Annotated in this window: 22 protein-coding genes; 14 read left to right on the forward strand and 8 right to left on the reverse strand. The window is 69.4% G+C overall.

Annotated features, from left to right (window positions below; all coding sequences use genetic code 11):
• The 6 genes from rpmF to VM306_RS21035 form a co-directional block, all read left to right on the forward strand.
• Positions 1-132 (forward strand): 50S ribosomal protein L32 (gene rpmF, locus VM306_RS21010; protein WP_325517691.1); only part of this gene is annotated, 132 nt, incomplete at its 5' end.
• 16 nt (positions 133-148) lie between these two features.
• Positions 149-952, forward strand: a complete 804-nt coding sequence (gene rnc, locus VM306_RS21015) for a ribonuclease III (protein WP_414672424.1) — start codon at positions 149-151, stop codon at positions 950-952.
• Between the two features lie 8 nt (positions 953-960).
• On the forward strand, positions 961-1161 hold the full coding sequence (locus VM306_RS21020; protein WP_325517619.1) for a hypothetical protein: 201 nt from the start codon (positions 961-963) through the stop codon (positions 1159-1161).
• Position 1162: 1 nt separating this feature from the next.
• Complete coding sequence (mutM, locus tag VM306_RS21025; RefSeq protein ID WP_325517622.1) at positions 1163-2020, forward strand: bifunctional DNA-formamidopyrimidine glycosylase/DNA-(apurinic or apyrimidinic site) lyase; 858 nt, start codon at positions 1163-1165, stop codon at positions 2018-2020.
• Positions 2021-2186: 166 nt separating this feature from the next.
• Positions 2187-2513: a PadR family transcriptional regulator gene (locus VM306_RS21030; protein ID WP_086660750.1), complete on the forward strand. Its 327-nt coding sequence runs from the start codon at positions 2187-2189 to the stop codon at positions 2511-2513.
• Positions 2510-3610 (forward strand): DUF1700 domain-containing protein, encoded by a 1101-nt coding sequence (locus tag VM306_RS21035; protein ID WP_325517629.1) that lies wholly within the window; start codon positions 2510-2512, stop codon positions 3608-3610. Before VM306_RS21030 ends, VM306_RS21035 begins: the two co-directional genes overlap by 4 nt.
• A 35-nt stretch (positions 3611-3645) precedes the next feature.
• On the opposite strand, the gene VM306_RS21040 is transcribed toward VM306_RS21035, so the two are convergent.
• A complete protein-coding gene (locus VM306_RS21040; protein ID WP_325517633.1) occupies positions 3646-4086 on the reverse strand; it encodes a MarR family winged helix-turn-helix transcriptional regulator in 441 nt (146 codons plus the stop codon).
• 330 nt (positions 4087-4416) lie between these two features.
• Between VM306_RS21040 and VM306_RS21045 the strand changes: the two genes are divergently transcribed.
• Both VM306_RS21045 and VM306_RS21050 read left to right on the forward strand, forming a co-directional pair.
• Positions 4417-6906 (forward strand): sensor histidine kinase, encoded by a 2490-nt coding sequence (locus VM306_RS21045; protein ID WP_325517637.1) that lies wholly within the window; start codon positions 4417-4419, stop codon positions 6904-6906.
• Positions 6903-7583, forward strand: a complete 681-nt coding sequence (locus VM306_RS21050) for a response regulator (RefSeq protein WP_325517639.1) — start codon at positions 6903-6905, stop codon at positions 7581-7583. The genes VM306_RS21045 and VM306_RS21050 overlap by 4 nt, the downstream gene beginning before the upstream one ends.
• Here VM306_RS21050 and VM306_RS21055 read toward each other — a convergent pair.
• On the reverse strand, positions 7580-8071 hold the full coding sequence (locus VM306_RS21055) for a hypothetical protein (protein WP_325517641.1): 492 nt from the start codon (positions 8069-8071) through the stop codon (positions 7580-7582). The genes VM306_RS21050 and VM306_RS21055 overlap by 4 nt on opposite strands.
• A 156-nt stretch (positions 8072-8227) precedes the next feature.
• Here VM306_RS21055 and VM306_RS21060 point away from each other — a divergent pair, with 156 nt between their 5' ends.
• Complete coding sequence (locus VM306_RS21060) at positions 8228-8620, forward strand: hypothetical protein (RefSeq protein ID WP_325517643.1); 393 nt, start codon at positions 8228-8230, stop codon at positions 8618-8620.
• A gap of 75 nt (positions 8621-8695) precedes the next feature.
• Here the strand turns inward: VM306_RS21060 and VM306_RS21065 are convergent, their stop codons facing one another.
• Positions 8696-9418: a CAP domain-containing protein gene (locus VM306_RS21065; RefSeq protein ID WP_325517644.1), complete on the reverse strand. Its 723-nt coding sequence runs from the start codon at positions 9416-9418 to the stop codon at positions 8696-8698.
• A gap of 81 nt (positions 9419-9499) precedes the next feature.
• Between VM306_RS21065 and VM306_RS21070 the strand changes: the two genes are divergently transcribed.
• Genes VM306_RS21070 through smc form a run of 4 tightly spaced genes read left to right on the forward strand, consistent with a single transcriptional unit; the run spans position 9500 to position 14646 of the window.
• Entirely contained in the window at positions 9500-9772 is a 273-nt protein-coding gene (locus VM306_RS21070) for an acylphosphatase (protein ID WP_325517646.1), read from the forward strand.
• A gap of 33 nt (positions 9773-9805) precedes the next feature.
• Positions 9806-10312, forward strand: a complete 507-nt coding sequence (locus VM306_RS21075; RefSeq protein ID WP_325517648.1) for a sigma-70 family RNA polymerase sigma factor — start codon at positions 9806-9808, stop codon at positions 10310-10312.
• Entirely contained in the window at positions 10309-10899 is a 591-nt protein-coding gene (locus tag VM306_RS21080; RefSeq protein ID WP_325517650.1) for a zf-HC2 domain-containing protein, read from the forward strand. Before VM306_RS21075 ends, VM306_RS21080 begins: the two co-directional genes overlap by 4 nt.
• Positions 10900-10959: 60 nt before the next feature.
• The gene (gene smc / locus VM306_RS21085) at positions 10960-14646 is read left to right on the forward strand and encodes a chromosome segregation protein SMC (protein WP_325517652.1); all 3687 of its coding nucleotides are present in this window, start codon (positions 10960-10962) and stop codon (positions 14644-14646) included.
• 225 nt (positions 14647-14871) lie between these two features.
• On the opposite strand, the gene VM306_RS21090 is transcribed toward smc, so the two are convergent.
• The 3 genes from VM306_RS21090 to VM306_RS21100 all read right to left on the reverse strand — a co-directional run bounded on the left by VM306_RS21090 (position 14872) and on the right by VM306_RS21100 (position 16519).
• On the reverse strand, positions 14872-15585 hold the full coding sequence (locus tag VM306_RS21090; RefSeq protein WP_325517655.1) for a lysophospholipid acyltransferase family protein: 714 nt from the start codon (positions 15583-15585) through the stop codon (positions 14872-14874).
• 24 nt (positions 15586-15609) lie between these two features.
• Positions 15610-15948 (reverse strand): hypothetical protein, encoded by a 339-nt coding sequence (locus tag VM306_RS21095; protein WP_325517657.1) that lies wholly within the window; start codon positions 15946-15948, stop codon positions 15610-15612.
• A gap of 118 nt (positions 15949-16066) precedes the next feature.
• Complete coding sequence (locus VM306_RS21100) at positions 16067-16519, reverse strand: tetratricopeptide repeat protein (RefSeq protein ID WP_325517659.1); 453 nt, start codon at positions 16517-16519, stop codon at positions 16067-16069.
• 98 nt (positions 16520-16617) lie between these two features.
• Here VM306_RS21100 and VM306_RS21105 point away from each other — a divergent pair, with 98 nt between their 5' ends.
• Positions 16618-17541 (forward strand): GNAT family N-acetyltransferase, encoded by a 924-nt coding sequence (locus tag VM306_RS21105; RefSeq protein ID WP_325517661.1) that lies wholly within the window; start codon positions 16618-16620, stop codon positions 17539-17541.
• Here the strand turns inward: VM306_RS21105 and VM306_RS21110 are convergent.
• Positions 17491-19050 (reverse strand): sodium:solute symporter, encoded by a 1560-nt coding sequence (locus VM306_RS21110; RefSeq protein ID WP_325517663.1) that lies wholly within the window; start codon positions 19048-19050, stop codon positions 17491-17493. The two genes, VM306_RS21105 and VM306_RS21110, sit on opposite strands and share 51 nt — an antisense overlap.
• Positions 19038-20165, reverse strand: a complete 1128-nt coding sequence (locus tag VM306_RS21115; protein ID WP_325517665.1) for an anhydro-N-acetylmuramic acid kinase — start codon at positions 20163-20165, stop codon at positions 19038-19040. Before VM306_RS21115 ends, VM306_RS21110 begins: the two co-directional genes overlap by 13 nt.
• Positions 20166-20171: the final 6 nt, after the last annotated feature.

Below are 20171 nucleotides of genomic sequence, written 5' to 3' on the forward strand. Positions count from 1 at the left end.
TCCCAGTGGAAGACGTCTGCCGTGCACCTGGTGGCGTGCTCCAACAAGGCTTGCCGCCAGCCGAAGCCGCAGCACGTCGCCTGCCCGGCCTGTGGTCAGTACGCTGGCCGCCAGGTCGCTCAGCCGGCCTGATCTCCTCGGTTTCGCAGTGGGGGGAAAGCCGCCGCGCGCTCCGCAAGGTGACCGCGCGACCTTGTCCGAAGCGCTCGGCGTCGAGTTGGACGCCGAGCTGCTCGGACTTGCGCTCACCCACAGGTCCTACGCGTATGAGAACGGCGGACTTCCGCCGAACGAGCGTCTCGAGTTCCTGGGAGACGCCGTGCTGGGGCTGGTCGTCACCGACCACCTCTACCGCACCCATCCCGACCTTCCCGAAGGTCAGCTCGCGAAGCTCCGCGCCAGCGTGGTCAACATGCACGCACTGGCCGGCGTGGCGCGTGTCCTCGGGCCTGGCGGGCTGGGCGCACACCTGCTCCTCGGTCGTGGCGAAGAACTGACCGGCGGCAGGGACAAGGCGAGCATTCTCGCTGACGGCCTGGAGGCCGTCATCGGTGCGGTGTACCTGCAGTTCGGTATCGATACCGCACGGACGTTCGTTCACCGGCTGTTCGATCCACTCTTGGCCAAAGCTCCGCTTCTGGGTGCTGGACTGGACTGGAAGACAAGCCTGCAGGAGCTCACCGCTCAAGCCAGTCTCGGCGTCCCGGAGTACCGCGTGGACGACCAGGGGCCGGACCACCGCAAGGAGTTCACCGCCACGGTGCTCGTCGGTGGCCAGCCCTACGGCAAGGGTGATGGGCGCACCAAGAAGGAAGCCGAGCAGAAAGCCGCGGAAGCGGCCTATCATGTTCTGTCGGAACGGGTCAAGGCCGAGCAGCAGCCGGTCAAGACCACCAACGGACAGAACGGCGCCTCGGCGACGCCAGGGACCCTCCCATCCGAGGAAGACTGAGACACGCGATGTATGCGACCAGGTACCGCACGAACCGCCGCACGCGCTCCGCTCGCGGCCCGGTGAACACCTCCCGCAGCGGAGGAATCCAGGGACTTGTGCTGGTCAGGGACACGAGCCGCGCGGGCGTGTGGGTGCTCAAGCCCACCAAGCCGCAGGCCGCCGTGATCGAGGCGCAGCCCGTCGACGAGGGCAAGTCCGAAGCCTGACGTGCCCGAACTCCCAGAGGTCGAGGTAGTACGCCTCGGCCTCGAAGCCCACGTCGCCGGCCGGGTCATCTCCTCGGTAGAGGTGTTGCACCCGAGAGCCATTCGCCGGCACGACCTGGGTGCCTTGGACTTCTGCGCGCGCCTGGCCGGCCAGCCCATGGCCGCGGCCAGGCGGCGTGGGAAGTACCTCTGGGTCGAACTGGCCGACAAAGCCGCCATGCTCGCCCACCTGGGCATGAGCGGCCAAATGCTCGTGCAACCCTCGTCGGCTCCCGACGAGAAGCACCTGCGCGTCCGCTTCCGGTTCGCTGACGACGGTCCTGAACTCCGGTTCGTCGATCAGCGCACCTTCGGCGGTCTGGCCCTGGCCGAACTCGTCGAGGTCGACGGGACCCTGGTGCCCGACTCGGTCGCGCACATAGCCCGCGACCCGATGGACCCTCTCTTCTCCCGTGATGCTGCCGTGCGCGCGTTGCGCCTGCGTCACACGGAGATCAAACGCGCCTTGCTGGACCAGACCCTCGTGTCCGGGATCGGCAACATCTACGCCGACGAGGCACTGTGGCGCGCCCGCCTGCACGGCACGCGGATGACGGACAAGTTGTCGCGCCCGAAGGCCGCCGAGGTGCTGGACCACGCCACCGACGTGATGCGTGAGGCGCTCGGGCAGGGCGGGACCTCCTTCGACGCGTTGTACGTCAACATCAACGGGCAGTCCGGGTACTTCGACCGGTCCCTGAACGCTTACGGCCAGGAGAACCGGCCGTGCAAGCGGTGCGGGGCGGCGATGATCCGAGAGCCGTTCATGAACCGGTCCTCGTTCTCGTGCCCGCGTTGCCAGCCTCGCCCGAGGGCTTGAGGCGCTTCTTCCGCGGTTCATCCTCGCGGTGACAACCGGCGCACGCGCCGGAACGTCCTGTGAGTGACCCCTTCCCACCTGCGGTGACATCGGTCGGAACCACGCGTTGGACAGTACTGCGCGATGCGTAGTACTGTCCACGGCGTAAGAGCGGGCGGGAGGGGCCATGGACACCAGTCAGTTGCTCAAGGGGGTGCTCGACCTGGCCGTCCTTGCGGTTCTGCGCAAGGACGACGGGTACGGGTACGACGTGGTGCGCAGACTGCGCGCCGGGGGGTTGAACGACGTGGGCGACGCGTCGGTGTACGGGACGCTGCGGCGGCTCTACAACGCGGGGATGCTGACCTCGTACGTCGTGCCCAGCGAAGAGGGACCGCACCGGAAGTACTACAGCATCAACGAGACCGGGCGGGTGCGCCTGGCTGAGTCGAGGGAGACGTGGAGGTCGTTCGCCAGCACGCTGGACGGCCTGCTCGAGGAGGTCGCGGCATGAACACGCAAGCGCTCGGCGTCGAGCACTACCTGGCTGGAATGCGTGCGGCCCTGGACGACCTGCCGCCCAGCGAGGTCGCCGAGATCATGGAGGACGTCGAGGCGCACATCGCCGAGCTGTCCACGGAACTCGGCGAGAACGAGACCGTCGAGCAGCGGCTCGGGTCGCCCGAGCGGTACGCGCAGGAGCTCCGGCAGGCCGCCGGCTACCCGCCGAAGACCGAGCGGTTGCCGGTCACCACGAAGAGGCAGCTGCTGACCCGTCCGCGGGCGGCGGCCTGGGGGCTGGCGGTGGCCACCGGGGTCACGTTGCTCGCGGGGGCGGCCGCGCTCAAGGAGCCGGCGGTGTTGCTGCTGCCGGCGGTGATCCTCGTGCTGAGCCTGGCGCTCGTGAACGACAGGGGGCCGTCGCAGCAGGAGATCATGAACCTGCCGGAGACGATCAAGCTCAAGAAGTGGCTGACGCCGGAGGCGGGTACGCCCGCTGACAGGGCGATCACCTACCTGCGAACCTTGCAGCCCGCGTGGTGGCTGGTGCGGGCCGTGCTGCTCGGGCTCGGGGCCGTGCTGCTCGCCGGCCGCGACATCCTCGGGTTCCTCGTCATCGCCGCGGTCGCCGTGATGTCGGTGTTCGCCGGGCCGCGGGCCCAGACCGACCGGCGGTGGCTGTGGTTCAGCCTGCCCGCGTCGGCGTTGGCGGTGGGACTGCTGGTCCAGATCATCGACGTGACGGCGGGACAGCTCGGCTACAACGCCTCGCGGTCCTCGTATTCGGGACCTGTCATGGAGACGTACGAGAACATCTACGCGTACGACGAGAACGGCAAGCTGCTCACGAACGTGCTGCTGTACGACCAGGACGGTCAGCCGATCAACGCGCGGCGGTATTACGACGGCTGCGCGAGCGACGACCCGCAGCCGGCGATTCCGGCAAATCGGTATCCGCGGCCGAAGATCAGCTATGAGAACGGTGTTTGTTACACGGTGGCACCGAGCGCATCCGCTCCGTCATCGACATCTCGGACCACTCCGCCGTCGAGTTCGGAGAGCACGCCTTCCAGCTCGGTGCCACCTACTTCCGTGTCACCCAGCAAGTAAATCCTGGAGCGGGACCTCGTCGGGGGGTCCCGCTCCTACTTGTTCTCCTGCGGTTCGGCCAGGTGGCGCAATATCGGCATCGCCGAGCGCAGGTGTTCCCTGTCTTCTGGGGAAAGCTCCGCCATTCTTTCACTCATTAGTTCGGCTTCGCCGTGAGCAAGTGACGCGATCGTGTCGCGGCCGACTTCGGTGAGCACGACTATCGTCGCCCTGCCATCTGCGGCATCGGGCTCCCTGCGTACGAGGCCGGTGGACTCCAGGCTGGTCACGACGGTTGTCGCGGTCGGCTGCGAACACAGCGCGCGCACCGCGATCTCGCCGATTCGCATCGGGCCGTGGGCGCTCAGTTCGGACAGCACCAATAACTGGGTGGGTTGCAAACGGCGGGCCGGAGCGGCCTGCCGAAGACTTCGCACCAGCCGGTGCACGGCCACCACGAGTTGAAGTGCCTCGTGGTTGGTGACGGTGGTGGGCATCGTTTCTCCGCGCGCATGTGATTGTCCGAATTCGGACACGAACCCTGGAACTTTCCCTCATTCACCCTCTGCGCGCTATCCGCCAACTGCCGATAACCCATTCGGCCGTTGTGGTGACGCGCGGAGTCACACCGCGCGCCCAGAACACTTGAATGTGCTGGTAAACGCCGTAAAAAGCGCGATGGTGCTCACTCGAACGGATGCCCTGCTGAAGCGTGGTTCAACAGGACAGATCTCTCGACAGAACTGTGGGAAGGCACACTCGTGTGACCAGGTGGCCCAATCGATACCCCTGAACGGCTCAGGTGAGGACAGGGGCAGACTGGGCCGGTGAGTGCGAAACCCAGGCGTGGCGAGCTCCGCATCTACCTCGGCGCCGCTCCCGGTGTCGGAAAAACGTTCGCCATGCTCAGCGAGGCGCACCGACGGCGGGAACGCGGCACAGATGTGGTCATGGGATTTGTCGAGACCCACGGGCGTGCGAAGACCGCCGGACTGGTCGAGGGCCTGGAAATGGTCCCTCGCGCACACTTCGTGCACCGCGGCGTGGAACTCGAGGAGATGGACGTCGACGCCGTGCTGAGACGCGCTCCCGAAGTTGCCGTTGTTGACGAACTGGCGCACACGAACGCGCCGGGATCGCGCAATGCGAAGAGGTGGCAGGACGTCGAGGAACTCCTCGAAGCCGGCATCGACGTCCTGTCCACGGTGAACATCCAGCACCTGGAGTCGCTCAACGACGTCGTCCACCGCATCACGGGCATCACGCAGCGGGAGACCGTGCCGGACGAGGTCGTGCGCAGGGCCGACCAGACGCAGCTCGTCGACCTGACACCCGAAGCGCTGCGCCGCCGGCTCGCCCACGGCGACGTCTACGGCGCGAACAAGATCGATGCGGCCCTGGGCAACTACTTCCGGGTCGGCAACCTCACGGCGTTGCGCGAGCTCGCACTGCTATGGCTCGCGGACCAGGTCGACGTCGCCCTGATGCGCTACCGCACCGAGCAGCAGATCACGGACACGTGGGAAACGCGCGAACGAGTCGTCGTCGCCATCACCGGCGGCAAGGAGAGCGAGACACTCATCCGTCGCGCGCGCCGCATCGCCACGCGCGCTGGTGGCGACCTGCTCGTCGTGCACGTCCTCAGGGGCGACGGGCTCGCTGGCGCTGACCCGCACGCCCTGCAGAGGTACCGCACGCTCACCGAGGACGTCGGCGCCACGTTCCACACGGTCGTGGGCGATGACGTGCCTACGGCGTTGCTGGAGTTCTCACGCGGCGTGAACGCCACTCAGCTCGTAGTCGGCACATCACGCCGTTCACGGCTCGCACGCGTGTTCTCGGCAGGGATCGGCTCCACGGTCGTACGGGAGTCCGGCGCGATCGACGTCCACATGGTCACGCACGAGACGACGAGCACTGGTTGGCGCGCACGGTTCGCGAGCAGTCCGTTGAAGCCGAGCAGGCTCGCGTGGGGCTGGTTCCTGGCGGTGGTGGGGCCCGCGCTGGTCACAGCGGCCGGCGCGTCGATGCGCGGCAGCCTGAACTTCTCCACCAACGTCATCGCCTACCTGCTGGTCACCCTCGTGGTGGCGATCGTCGGCGGACTGGGGCCGGCGATCGCGGCGGCGCTGGTCAGCGCGTTGCTGCTGAACTTCTTCTTCACCGAGCCCTTCTACACGTTCACCATCGACGCGCAGCAGAACGTCCTCACGTTCTTCGCGATGATCGTCGTGGGCGTCTCCACGGCGTTGGTGGTGGACTACGCCGCTCGTCGTGCCACGCAGGCAGCGCGCGCACGCACCGAGGCGACGCTCCTAGCGTCGTACGCGCGCACCGTGCTGACGAACCCCTATCCGCTCGCGCGCCTGCTGGAGAAGGTGAAGGAGAACTTCGGCCTCACGTCTGTCGCACTGCTGGAACGAGTCGACGGCGAGTGGGAACGCGTTGCGTGCGTCGGCGCGAGCCCGTGTGACGAGCCCGACGAGGCCGATGCCGACATCGCCGTGACCCCGGACGTGCACCTCGCGCTACGAGGGCGCTCGTTGCCCGCCTCCGACCGTCGAGTGCTGGAAGCGGCCGCAGGTCAGGCGTTGCTCGCGTTGAGGCAGCAACGCATGGCGGACCAGGCGCTCGAAGCCCAACGGCAGGCGTCCCGCACGGAACTGCGCACGGCCCTGCTGAGCGCCGTCGGCCACGACCTCCGCACACCGCTCACCACCATCAAGGCGTCCGTGGGCTCGCTCAGGGACCCGGAGCTCCACCTGTCCGACGAGGACACGGCGGAGCTGCTGGAAGCGGTCGAGGAGTCGGCGGACCGCCTCACCGGCCTGGTCGACAACCTGCTCGACTCGTCCCGTCTGGCGACGGGCGCCGTCGAGCCGCAGTTCCGCGCGGTCGGCTTCTACGAGGCCGTGGCGCGGGCGCTGAGCGGCCTGAGCGGCGACATCGAGGTCGACGTCCCCGAGTCGCTGCCGCCCGTGCGCGCCGACGTCGGGCTGCTCGAACGGGTGATCGCGAACGTCGTCGGCAACGCGCTGCGCTACGCCGGTGCGGTCGCGCTGCGGGCGAGCACCCACGGCGACGACGTGGAGCTTCGCGTCGTGGACCGCGGTCGCGGGCTGCCCAGGGGAGCGGCGGCCGAGGTGTTCGCCCCGTTCCAGCGCCTCGGTGACCGCACGCCGGGTGGCGTTGGTCTCGGTCTGAGCGTGGCGAAGGGCTTCACCGAGGCGATGGGGGGCACGATCACGATGGAGGACACGCCCGGCGGCGGCCTCACCGTGGTGATCTCGCTCCCGGCCGATGAGAGGGCTGCATGACGAAAGTGCTGGTGGTCGACGACGAGCCGCAGATCGTGCGCGCGCTGCGGATCAACCTCTCCGCCCGCGGCTACGAGGTGCTCACGGCTCACGACGGCGTCACGGCCCTGAAGCTCGCGGCCGACGGCAAGCCGGACGTCGTCGTGCTGGACCTGGGCCTGCCGGACATGGACGGCACGGACGTCATCGCGGGCCTGCGCGGCTGGACCACCCTGCCGATCATCGTGCTCTCCGCCCGCACCGACTCGGCCGACAAGGTCGACGCCCTGGACGCCGGCGCGGACGACTACGTGACGAAACCATTCGGCATGGATGAGCTTCTCGCACGCCTCAGGGCCGCCGTCCGCCGTTCGGCCGTCGCGGGGCCCGAGGACGGACCGACCGTGCAGACCGCCTCGTTCACCGTCGACCTCGCGGCCAAGCGCGTGCTCAAGGACGGGGCGGAGGTGCACCTCACACCCACCGAGTGGGGGCTGCTGGAGGTCCTCGCGCGCAACGCGGGCAAGCTCGTCGCCCAGAAGCAGCTGCTGCGCGAGGTGTGGGGTCCCGCCTACGAGAAGGAGACCCACTACCTGCGGGTGTACCTGGCGCAGCTGCGGCGCAAGCTGGAACCGGAGCCCGCGCGGCCCCGGCACCTGCTCACCGAGCCCGGCATGGGCTACCGGTTCGAACTCTAGGGCTTCGGCTCGGGCGACGCCGATGCCGACGACGAGGACACCGGCGGCTCGGCCGTCACCGAGGACGAGGTCGACGCCGGCGGTTCCGGCCAGGACGAGGGCGGATTGCTCTGCGTCGGCGCGGCGGGGTTGGCCGTCACCTGCGGCTGGTCCTGGGCCGGCTTCGGCTGCTCCTGCTGCCGGGCGGCCTGCTTGCGGTCCGGCGTCGCGGAGGACTTCGCGGAGGACTTCGGCGCGCCCGACGACACGGTCACCACCACCGTGCTCGTGCTGCCGTCCGGTGCGACACTCGTGATCGTCTGGACGACGTCGGCGGCCGTGCGCTCCGGGGCCGCCTCGTTGCCGGACGCGGCGAGCATGGACGCCACCGTGGCGAACAGCGTGGCTACCACCACGCCGCCCGCGGCCAGCACCACCGCGGTGCCCGCGCGCTTCTTCGGGGGCGCCTGCCCGGCGTCCGGTGACTGCGAATGATCTTCCTCGAACACACCCATCTCCTCGTGGGAAACCCGGTCGGATGGACTTGCGTTCGAGTTATCGGCGGAAACACACCAACGCCTCAGTGTCGCCACACCTTCGTGTAGCTCTACGTCACAGCGTGATGACTGGCGTAACCCTACGGCGTTGAACTCGTTGTCACCGGGTTGGTCGTCGTCGTGGTGGTGGTCACCGGCTCGGTCGTCGTGGTGTTGTTGTTGGTCGTCGTGGTCGACGTCGACGTGTTCACCGGCGGCGGGTCATCGGTCGTGACCGTGGTCGTCGTGCCGTCGGGACGCGTGATGGTCGTGACGCGCGTCTGCTTCTTCGTCGTCGTGGTCGTCGAGGTGGTGGTCTCCGGCGCGGACGACGTCGACGTCACCTGCGCGGACGACGTCGCTGAGGACGTCGGCACGATGCTCAGCGCGTCCTTCACGGCCTCCTTGCGCGGAGGCTGCGTGGCCGGCGACTCGGTCGCGGAGTCCGACCCCGCGGCGAGCGAGGCGACGGCGGCGAAGACGGTGGCCAGCACCACGCCCGACGCGGCGAGGACGACCTGAGGTGCACCGCGGTAGAAGCGCGAGCGCGAGTCCGGTTCCGGGCTCTCGTACACGAAGTTTCCCCTGCTCGAAACGTCAGCGGCCGAAGTTCTGGGTCCAGTAGTAGCCACGGGTGTCGAGTCCCACGCCCATGGTGGTGAAGCTGCAGTTCTCGATGTTCTCGCGGTGGCCCTGGCTCTTCATCCACCCGTCCATGACCTGTGCCGGCGTGCGGTAGCCCTGCGCGATGTTCTCGCCGCCGGGCCTCGGGTAGCCGGCCTGCTTCATCCGCACGTCGAAGGTCCTGCCGTCCTGCGACGTGTGCGAGAAGTACTTCTTGGTGGCCATGTCGGTGCTGTGCGCCTGGGCGGCGGCCGTGATGCGGTCGTCGATCACGAGGGCCTTGCAGCCCTTCGCGGCGCGGGCGTCGTTCACGAGCGCGAGCACGGCCTGCTCCGACGTCTGATCTGCCGGCGGCGGGGGCGGGTTGTCCGTGGTCTTCGGCGCTTCGGGAGGCGTCGTCGTGGTGGTGGGAGCCGCGGACGAAGAAGAAGAGGGCGTCCCGGTCGTCGTCGAGGTGGTGGGAGCGGAGGAGGACGACGAGGCGGTCGGAGTGCCGGCGCCGGCGGTGCTGCCGGACGTGGGCTGGGTGTTCGGTGCTGCGGCGTCGCCCGTTCCGAACTGGTTCGCCGCGTCGGAGCTCTCCTGCTGAGCGGCGTTCGTGAAGCTGATGCCGAGAGGGGAGGTACCGCTGAAGGCGAGACCGCCGACACCGGTTGCACCGATCAGCAGGCCGAGTAAGAGACTGCGGGCACTCACGGGTCGGGACCGTACCACTAATGGGTGACAACCCCAGAGTGCGTCATCCGTCACCTTGGGTCACTGCGCCACCATTCGGAGGTGGACGTACGACTGAACGCCTGGGTGCGTGGACGGGTGCAGGGTGTGGGTTTCCGCTGGTGGACGCGAGCCAGGGCGCTGGAGCTGGGCCTGGTCGGGAGCGCTTCGAACCGGCCGGACGGGCGGGTCGAAGTCGTCGCGGAGGGTCCGCGCGAGAAGTGTGAACAACTGCTGCAGGCTCTTCGTTCGGGTGACACCCCCGGACACGTCGACTCGGTCGGTGAGCAGTGGTCCGACGCGCGGGGCGGCCTGACCGGCTTCGCCGAGCGCTGAACCTTTCCGGGAGAGAGGGCGTAGTAGGGGATCGTGGACTCCTCGGAAGACGTCCTCGTCCAGCTGTACGACCGCTGGAGAGGCCCGCTGCTGCACTACGTGCTGCGGCTGGTCGACGGCGACTACCAGCTGGCGGAGGACGTCGTCCAGGAGACCCTGCTCCGCGCGTGGCGGCACCACGACGAGCTGAAACCGGACGACGCGGCGCCGTGGCTCTACACGGTCGCGAAGAACCTGGTGATCTCCGGCTACCGCCGCCGCAACGCCCGTGCGACCGAGGTGCCGCTCGAGCCGGTGAACCTGCCGCCGGTCAGCGACCAGGTCGAGCACGTGCTGCAGACGTGGCAGATCGCGTCGGCGCTGCGGGCGCTCACGCCGGAGCACCGGACGGTCGTCATCGAGCTGTACTACCGCCGCCGCACCGTCGCGGAGGCCGCCAAGACGCTCGGCATCCCGCCGGGCACGGTCAAGTCGCGCTGCTTCTACGCGCTGCGGGCGCTGCGCGACGCACTGGAGGAGAGAGGGGTGACCGGGGCGTGAGCTGCCAGCACACCGTCGACGTCGGCGCCTACCTCTTCGGCTCGCTCGACCTGAAGGAACGAGCCGCGTTCGAACGCCACCTCGGCGCCTGCGACGCCTGCCGGGCCGAGATGCTGCGGCTGGCCCCGCTGCCGGGCCTGCTCGGCCGCCTGACGCCGGAGGACGTCGAGAACCTCGACGAGATCCCCTCCTGCCCGCCGAAGCCGAACCGCCAGCGCCGCGTGGCACTGGCCTGCGCCGCCGTGCTCGCCGCGTTCGCGCTGGCGGGCGGGATCCTGTTCCTGCAGGCCCCGCCGGCGCCGACCTGGGCGGCGAAGGACCCCGGCACCGGCGTGGACGGCGAGGTCTCCATGGTCTCCAAGTCCTGGGGCACCGAGATGTGGTTCAAGCTCGGCGACGTCGAACCCGGTGCACGCTGCAAGGTCATCGTGTTCGACCGGCGGGGGCAGCGCGAGGTCGGCGGCTGGTGGGGGTCGTCGCACGGCCCTGACGAGCGGATTCCCGGCTCGACGTCGTTCAGGGTCGAGGAGATCGACCGGCTGGAGGTATCGGACGAGAGCGGGCTCCTGGTCACCCTCCGTCCTTAGAGGCCCAGCTCAGGCCATGCCTCCCCCGTCCGCGGCAGGCGCTTGGGTACTCTGCGCGGCGTGCATCTCAAGAGCCTGACGCTGAAGGGCTTCAAGTCCTTCGCCTCGGCTACCACGCTGCGCTTCGAGCCCGGCATCACCTGTGTGGTCGGCCCCAACGGGTCCGGCAAGTCCAACGTGCTCGACGCGCTGCGCTGGGTGATGGGCACGCAGGGCGCCAAGGACCTGCGCGGCGGCAAGATGGAGGACGTCATCTTCGCCGGCACGTCCGGCCGCGCGCCCCTCGGTCGTGCCGAGGTGACGCTGACGATCGACAACACCGATGGCGCGCTGCCGATCGACTACACCGAGGTGTCGATCACCCGCCGCATGTTCCGCGAGGGTGCCACCGAGTACGAGATCAACGGCAACTCGTGCCGCCTCATGGACATCCAGGAGCTGCTGTCCGACTCCGGCATCGGCCGCGAGATGCACGTGATCGTCGGTCAGGGCCAGCTCGCCGCGATCCTCGAGTCCAAGCCGGAGGAACGCCGCGCCTTCATCGAGGAGGCCGCCGGCGTCCTGAAGCACCGCAAGCGCAAGGAGAAGGCGCTGCGCAAGCTCGAGGCGATGCAGGCGAACCTGACGCGCCTCACCGACCTCACCACCGAGCTGCGCCGTCAGCTCAAGCCCCTCGGCAAGCAGGCCGAGATCGCCCGCCGCGCGCAGGTCGTCCAGTCCGAGCTGCGGGACAGCAAGCTCCGCCTGCTCGCCGACGACCTCGTGACGCAGCGGCAGGCCATCGCGCAGGAGGAGCACGACGAGGCGAAGGCCCGCGAGCGCCGCGCCGAGGTCGAGAAGGCGTTGCAGGCGGCGCAGTACCAGCAGAACGAGCTGGAGGAGCGCGTCGCCGCCGACTCGCCGAAGCTGCAGGCCGCGCAGGACACCTGGTACCGGTTGTCCGCTTTGGAGGAACGCCTCCGCGGCACCGTCCGGCTCGCCGCCGAACGCGCACGGCACCTGTCCGCCGACGTGGACGCGCCCAGCAGGGGCCGCGACCCCGACGACCTCGACCGCGAGGCCGAGGAGACCGCCGAGATGGAGCTGGAGCTCTCCGAAGGCGTGACCGAGGCCCGCATCGCGCTCGCGGAGGCCGTGGAGACGCGGTCGGAGCTGGAGCGCATGGTCTCGCAGGCGGAGAAGGCGCACATCGCCGCCGTCCGCGCGATCGCCGACCGCCGGGAGGGGCTCGCCCGCCTGTCCGGTCAGGTGGAAGCGTTGCGCAGCAAGACGAGCGCGACCGCCGAGGAGATCGAACGGCTGTCCGTCACGCTGTCCGAGGCCTCCGAACGCGTCGAGCTCGCGTCGATGGAGCTGGCCGAGGCGCGCGAGATCACCGGCACCGAGGACGAGGACGACCACGGCCTCGACGAACGCCACCGCCAGGCCGTGCGATCCAACGACGCCGCGAGGCAGCGCGTCGAGGAGCTGGTGAAGGCCGAACGCACCGCGGAACGCGACATCGCGTCGTGGCGTGCGCGCGTCGACGCGCTCTCGTTGGGCTTGACCCGCAAGGACGGTGCGGGCGCGCTGCTCGCGTCGGACGTGCCGGGACTGCTGGGTTCCGTCGCGGCGCTGCTCACCGTCGAACCGGGCTTCGAGGTGGCGCTGGCCGCCGCGCTCGGTCCGATCGCCGACGCCGTCGCCGTCTCGTCCGGCGACGGAGCGCTCGCGGCCCTGAAGTTGTTGAAGGAGAAGGACGCCGGACGCGCGGGCGTGCTGATCGGCTCCGGCGGGTCCGCTGTGGACACGTCGCGGTGGGGGCATCTGCCGCACGGCGCGCGTTGGGCCATCGACGTCGTGCACGCGCCCGAGGCGTTGCGTCCCGCGCTGGCCCGCGCGCTCGACCGCCTCGCCGTGGTGGACGACCTGGACACCGCGGCTCGCCTGGACGTCCGCGCGGTGACGCGGGACGGCGACCTCTTAGGCGCGGACTGGGCCGTCGGCGGCTCGGGCGGCCAGGGTCAGAGCGTGATCGAGGTCCAGGCCGCGGTCGACGAGGCCCAGGAGCAGCTGGCGACCGCGGAACGGGCTCTGGAGCACGCTTCGGCGGCGCTGGAAGGTGCTCGCGCGGAGCAGCAAGCCCGCCGCAAGGTGCTCGACGCGGTCAAAGAGGCCATGCAGGAGGCCAAGGTCCGCCAGGCCCGCTCGGGCGAGCGGCTCAACCGGATGGCCACCGCCGTACGGGCCGCCGAGGCCGAGGTCGCCCGCATCAGCGAGCAGCGCGCCAAGGTCGAGCGGTCCCGCGAGGAGGCCCTGCTCAAGCTGGGCGAGCTCGAAGAGCGGCTGCTGATGGCCGAGGAAGAGCAGACGCTGGAGGACGAGCCGGACACCGAGCAGCGCGACCACCTGGCCGCTGAGCTCGCATCCGCCCGTCAGGCCGAAATGGACGCACGGCTCGTGCAGCGCACCGCCGAGGAACGCGCGCGTGCGGTGCAGGGCAAGGCAGAAGCACTGCGCCGTGCCGCACGTGCCGAACGTGAGGCCCGCGAACGCCACGCACGCGCCACGGCTCACCGTGCGCGCGGGGCCGTGGTCGCGAAGGCCGTGGTGCGTGGCGGCGAACAGGCGTTGGAACGCATCGAGGTCTCGCTGGCCCGTGCCGCCCGCGAACGCGACCAGGCCCAGGAACGCCGCAGCCAGCACGAGCTGTTGCTGACCCAGGTGCGCAACCTGGTCCGCGAGATGTCCGGCGAGCTGGAGAAGCTCGTCGACGCCGTGCACCGCGACGAGGTGCTCAGGGCCGAGCAGCGGCTGCGCATCGAGCAGCTGGAGACCAAGATCTCCGAGGACTTCGGCATCGGACTCGACGACCTCGTCAACGAGTACGGCCCCGACCAGCCCGTGCCCGCCTCGGCCGCGGAGCTCGCGGAGTACGAGGCGGCCAAGGAACGCGGCGAGCAGGTCTCCGAGCCGCAGCCGATGCCGTACGACCGCGACACCCAGGCCCGCCGCGCCAAGCGCGCCGAGCGCGACCTGTCGTTGCTGGGCAAGGTGAACCCGCTCGCGCTGGAGGAGTTCGCCGCCCTGGAGGAGCGCTACAAGTTCCTCTCGACCCAGCTCGAGGACATCAAGGACACCCGACGCGACCTGCTCACCGTCGTGAAGGAGGTCGACGACAAGATCCTCGAGGTCTTCACGCTGGCCTACGAGGACGTGGCGCGCGAGTTCGAGATCGTCTTCAAGGTCCTGTTCCCCGGCGGCGACGGCCGTCTGGTGCTGACCGAGCCCGGCGACATGCTGACCACCGGCATCGAGCTCGAGGCCCGCCCGCCCGGCAAGAAGGTCAAGCGCCTGTCGCTGCTCTCCGGTGGCGAGAAGTCGCTGGCCGCCGTCGCGATGCTGGTCGCGATCTTCCGCGCCCGCCCCTCACCGTTCTACGTGATGGACGAGGTCGAGGCGGCGCTGGACGACACGAACCTGCACCGGTTGATCGGCCTGTTCCAGCAGCTGCGGGACCGGTCGCAGCTGCTGATCATCACGCACCAGAAGCCGACCATGGAGATCGCGGACGCGCTGTACGGCGTCTCGATGCGCGGTGACGGCATCTCGCAGGTGATCTCGCAGCGGCTGCGCACGGCCGCCGACGGACCTGTGCGCGCGGCGGTGGAGCCCGCGCCGGTACCTGCTGAGCCCGTGGCTGAACCCGTGGAGCCCGCGGCTGAACGCAGGGAGTCCGCGCCGGAACCGGCGGACGTCGAGGCCTGAGAGGGCGGCCGGAGCGGTGCCTGGGGGGCTGAGCCGGCTCCGGCCGCGGCCTCTTGGGGGTGCACCAGCGCGGTGATCTTCCTCCTGCGGGGAGGAAGATCCCCCGAACACCGCGCTGACGCATCCTCGCGCCGGAACGGTGAGGTCCCCCAGTCGCACCTCACCATGTCACGTGCGCTGTGCCACTGTGCAGGACCGGTCTTGTGAAAACCTTGGATCCGCTGTTCAGCGGCCTCTGGCGTCCAGTTTCGCCGCCTCTTCCGGCGTCGGCGCGGTGCCGCCGAGGTGCGCGGGCGCCCACCAGGCACCCTGCTCGTTCGGGTACCCGGCCTGCGCGGTGTCGAGCAGGGCCCGCATGCGCTCGCGCAGCACCGAGTCGCCGGAGTCGCCGGGGGAGGCCTCGAACGGCTCGCCGATGAGGATGGTGATCGGCACGTGCCGCTGGGTCAGGTCCTTGGGACGGCCCTTGGTCCAGAGCCTCTGGGTGCCCCACAGGGCCATGGGGATGATCGGGACGCCGGCCTCGTGCGCCAGGCGGTTCGCGCCGGACTTGATGTCCTTGACCGTGAACGAACGGCTGATGGTGGCCTCGGGGAAGATCCCGACCACCTCGCCGGTGCGGAGCGCGGACAGGGCCTGCTGGTAGGAGGCCTGGCCCGCGCTCCGGTCGACGGGGATGTGGTGCATGCCGCGCATGAGCGGGCCTGCGATCTTGTTGGCGAAGATCTCGTGCTTCGCCATGAACCGCGTGAGGCGTTTCGAGGGGTGGGCGCCGTAGCCCGCGAAGATGAAGTCGAGGTAGCTGACGTGGTTGGACGCCAGCACCGCTCCACCGGTCCGCGGGACGTGGTGCGCCCCCTCGACGGTGATCCGCAAATCCAGCACCTTGAACATGAGCTTCGCTGCGGCGATCACCGGGGGATATACGCGATCCGACATGCTTCCGAACGGTAGCCGGAAAAGCTACTGGCCGGTAGCGGCCCCTTCGTGTTCTCGCATGACCTTGGGCACGCCCGCCAGGTCCTCGTCGTTGCAGAGCAACTTGAGGTCGTAGTACGGGTTGCCGTGGGTGTCGTCGTAGTCGAGATGAACTGCGATGACGTCCACGGGCTCGCCCAGCCACTCCTGGGTCTGCCGCAACCAGGCGGCAGCACGTTCCAGCGCGGCCGGCAGATCATCGTCTCGGAATTCGACCGGCCGGTACGGAACTCCCTGGACACTGTCCCGGTTGTTCGGCGGCAAGGGCAGGTCGACGGCCACCCCGGATTCGTTGAGATCGAGTTGGATCGTTTCCTCACTCACTGTAGAAGAGTCCCCCACCCTCACCAGCCCTGCAAGCCCGAATCTGGGTGTCGTCCCGCGATCGTGGGGGAGCTACCACTACCGGGCTGGTCGCCGGTGTGAGTGTTGTCTCCCACGATCAGGAGGAGCGCCGGAGGAACGCGATGTCGCGCTTCACCCCGGTGATCCGGTCGTGGGTGGGCATGAACAGGTGCGACAGGGCCGCCAGCAACCGCTCCAGCTCCTCGGCGGCACCCTCGGGGTCGCCCGCCTTGTAGCGCAGGTTGGCGAGCAGCTGCCGGGTCTCCAGGGTGTCGGCGTGCTCGGGGCCGAGGACGCGCACCTGGTCGCGCAGCAGGGGTTCGCAGACGCTGATGGCCTTGCTGAGCTGCGACGCCGTGCCGAGCAGCCGCGCGAGGTTCAGACGGGCGGCGAGCGTCCCGGGGTCGTCCGCGCCGGCTGCCGCCGTGCGCTCCTTCACGAGCGCCCTGAACTCGGTGATCGCTCCGCGGAAGTCGCCCGCGTGCGCCCGTGACTCCGCCAGTCCGGTGCGGACGGCGAGCGTGTCGGGGTGGTCTGAACCGGAGGACATCCCCGCCATTTTACGCGAGTCGAGCGCCCGCACGCGCGCGTCTCGGTTCGCCGGAAAACTCCCTCGCTTCGAACGGCCGTGCGAGCAACCATTCTTCTATGTACGACATCCGTTTCGCCGAACCTGGCGACCTCGGCGCCACGATGGCGCTGCTGGTCCGGCTCCAGGCCGACAAGGCGCATCACATCGGTTACCTCGGTGAGACAGTCGAAGAGCTCCGCGCGGAGCTCGGCGAGTTCGAGCCCAGCTGGGCCGACTGCACGGTGGTGGCCGTCGACGCCGACGACAACATCACCGGCATGCTCAGCGTGGAGGTCGACGCCGAGCTGAACCGCGCGTGGCTGCACGGGCCGTTCGTCGACGTACCGGTCAACCACCCGGCGGGCAGCCGCATCTGGGACCAGACCGCCGACGCCCTGTTCCGGCGCGCCACCGAGCTCCTCACCGGCGTCACCGACCTCGAGCTCTACGGCCACACCGCGCACCGGCGGCTGGCGGCGTTCGCCGAACGCCACGGCTTCTCCGCCGGCAGGGCCAGCGCCATCCACGTCCTCGACAACGGGGACCTGCGCACGCTGCTGCTGCGGGACGCCAAGTGCCCCAGCGAACGCGAGATGCGCGTGCTCCCGACAGACCGGTTCGTGCACGAGGCCGTCGCGGTCCTGCACGAGCGATGTTTCCCGCGGACGTACCTGTCCGGCAAACAACTCGTCGAATCCGACCCGGCGACACGCATGGTCGTCGTCGCCATGGACGGCACACGCGTCCTCGGGTACGCCGCGGGCAAAGCCCAGCCCGAGGAGTACTACATCGACTTCGTGGCCGTCGAACCCGATCTCCGCGGTCAGGGCGTGGGCGCCGCCCTCGTCACCGAGCTGCTGTGGAAGCTCGCGGCGGACCGCGGTGCACGACCGCAGGCCGCCGCGTCGATCTACACCGGCAACGAGTCGTCGCAGAAGATGTTCGCCCGCCTAGGCTTTCGCCTTCACGTCGAGCTCATCTCCTACCGCCACACCGCGTGAGTGCCGCAATGACAGCAACCCGCCCACGAGCAGGGTGACCGCCACCCCCAGGGGCGTGTTCCACCAGCCGGTCAGGGACTTGCGGGTGGCGTCGGCCTTCGCGAAGTCGATCGTCGGCGTGCTGCCGACGAACTTGACCCCGAGGATCACGAAACCGACGACCAGCACGGTCGCCGCGAACGCGATGATCGCGTCCGCCTGCGTGACGCGCTTGAAGATCAGGCCGAGGAGGAAGGCCCCGAGCAGCGCTCCGTAGGTGTAGCCGGCGATGCCGAGCGCCTGCACCACGATCGGGTCCGCCGTGGTCTTGTTCGAGGAGGCGAACACGCCCGCGCAGACGATCAGCAGGCCCGCCCACACCAGGGTCCAGATCCGGCCGTGGCGCAGGCGTTCGTCGTCGGTCATCGGGGTCTTGCGGATGCGTTCGTAGACGTCCGTGACCGTGCTGGAGGCCAAGGCGCCCAGCGACGACGACAGCGCGGCCGCGAGGATGCCGGCGATCACGAAGCCGGACAGGCCGCTCGGCAGGTCGTTGACGATGAAGTGGGCGAAGAGCTCGTCCTTGTTGTTCAGGCCCAGGTCCTTCACCGGGTCGACGCCGGCGTAGAACGCCCACATCATCACGCCGATGAACAGGAAGAACGCGAACTGCAGGAACACCACGAAACCGGAGGCGATCAACGCCTTCTGCGCCGACTTCACGTCCCGCGTGGCCATGAGCCGTTGCACGATCAGCTGGTCCGCGCCGTGCGAGGCCATCGACAGCAGCGCGCCGCCGAAGAACGCCGCGACGAACGGGTAGGCGCCCGTCAGCGGCGACGAGGTGAAGTCGAAGAGCTGGAACTTGTTGACGTCGGCGGCCTTCGAGAACCAGCCGTCCGGCAGCTGGCCGGCCAGCACCCAGATGACCACGACGCCGCCCAGGACGTACCAGAGCATCTGGATCGCGTCGACCCACACGACGGCGCGGACGCCGCCGAAGAAGCTGTAGAACACCATCGCGATGCCGAGCGCCGCCACGATCGCCCAGTACGACGCGGTGATCCCGTACTCGGCCAGCACGACCTTGATCGGGATCGCGGTCGCGAAGAGCCGGATGCCGTCCGCGAGCAGGCGCGTGAAGAGGAACGTCACGGACGCCGTGGCGCGCATGCCGTCGCCGTACCGCTTGCCCAGGAACGCGTACGCCGTCACGAGGTCACCGGCGATGTAGCGCGGCAGCAGCACGAAGCTGACGATGATCCGGCCGACGATGTAGCCCAGCGCGAGCGTCAGGTACGTCATGCCGCCCTGCGCGGGCGTCGCCATGTAGGCGATCACCGGGACGCTCAGCACGGTGAGCGTCGAGGTCTCCGCGGACACCACGGACAGGCAGACGACCCACCACGAGATGCGCTTCTCGCTGACGAAGTAGTCGGTGGACGACTTCTGCCTGCCGCCGATCGCCATGCCGATCAACGGCATGCCGACGAGGAACAGGGCGATGATCGCGAGGTCTAGTGCGCGCACTTCGGTTCCCCCACATTCAGCTTGGTCACTGCGGTCGTGACGGGCTCCGGCAGCCTCAGCGGCCCGTCGCCGGGCGTGATGCTGCCGAGCAGCCGCGGGCCGGACGCGCCGGTCGCGGACGGCGTGTTGCCCGGGATCCCGTGCCACGTCAGGAATCCGAGCAGTGCGGCGAGGTAGGCCTCCTTGCCGTCGCGCGGCAGGCCCAGCGAGTCGCTGATCCGCAACGGGATCGGGTCGAGCGCCTTCGTGAGCGCGTCGACGAGCACGGGGTTGCGCATCCCCCCGCCGGACGCGACGACGGTGCTCGCGTCGTGGGCCCGGCACGCGTCCGCGATGGTGCGCGCGGTCAGCTCGACGAGCGTCCTGAGCATGTCCTCGGCTGGGACCGTCGGGAAGCCCTGGAGGTAGCCGGCGTTGAAGAGCTCCTTGCCCGTCGACTTCGGCCACGGCTTGGCGTAGTACGGGTCGGCCAGCAGCTTCTTGAGCACGTCCTCCCGGACGTGGCCGCGGCTCGCGAACTCGCCGTCGGTGTCCTGGCGCCGCAGCCCGCCGGAGATGACCTCCACGACGGCGTCCAGCAAGGCGTTGCCGGGACCGGTGTCGTAGGCGATCGGCGGGCTGCCGGGCCGGACGACCGTGATGTTGGCGATGCCCCCGATGTTCAACGCGATCGCGGGCGCGTCCCCGGCGAGCCAGAGCGCGTCGAGCGTGGAGGCGAGCGGCGCGCCGTGGCCTCCCGCGGCGACGTCGCGCACGCGGAGGTCGGCGACGACGGGGAGACCGGTCCGCTCGGCGATCCACGCGGGCTGGCCGAGCTGCAGCGTGCCGAGGCAGTCGCCGTCCTGGACCTCGTGGTGGACGGTCTGGCCGAGCGAGCAGATCAGGTCCGCCGGCAGGTACCCGGCGGCGACTTCGCCGAAAGCCTGCCCGAGCGACGTGTCGAAGGCGCACACTTCAGCCAGGTCCCGCGGCTTGGCCAACAGGTCCTTCGGGAACGGGTGCTCGGCGCATTGCACCGGCACGAGCTCGACGACGTCGCCGTGGACCGAAAGGTCGGCGACGGCGACGTCGATGCCGTCCATCGACGTGCCGGAGATCAGTCCGATCACTCTCACGACGTG

Source organism: Lentzea sp., assembly GCF_035525475.1.
In the GTDB taxonomy this organism is placed as follows: Bacteria; Actinomycetota; Actinomycetes; order Mycobacteriales; family Pseudonocardiaceae; genus Lentzea.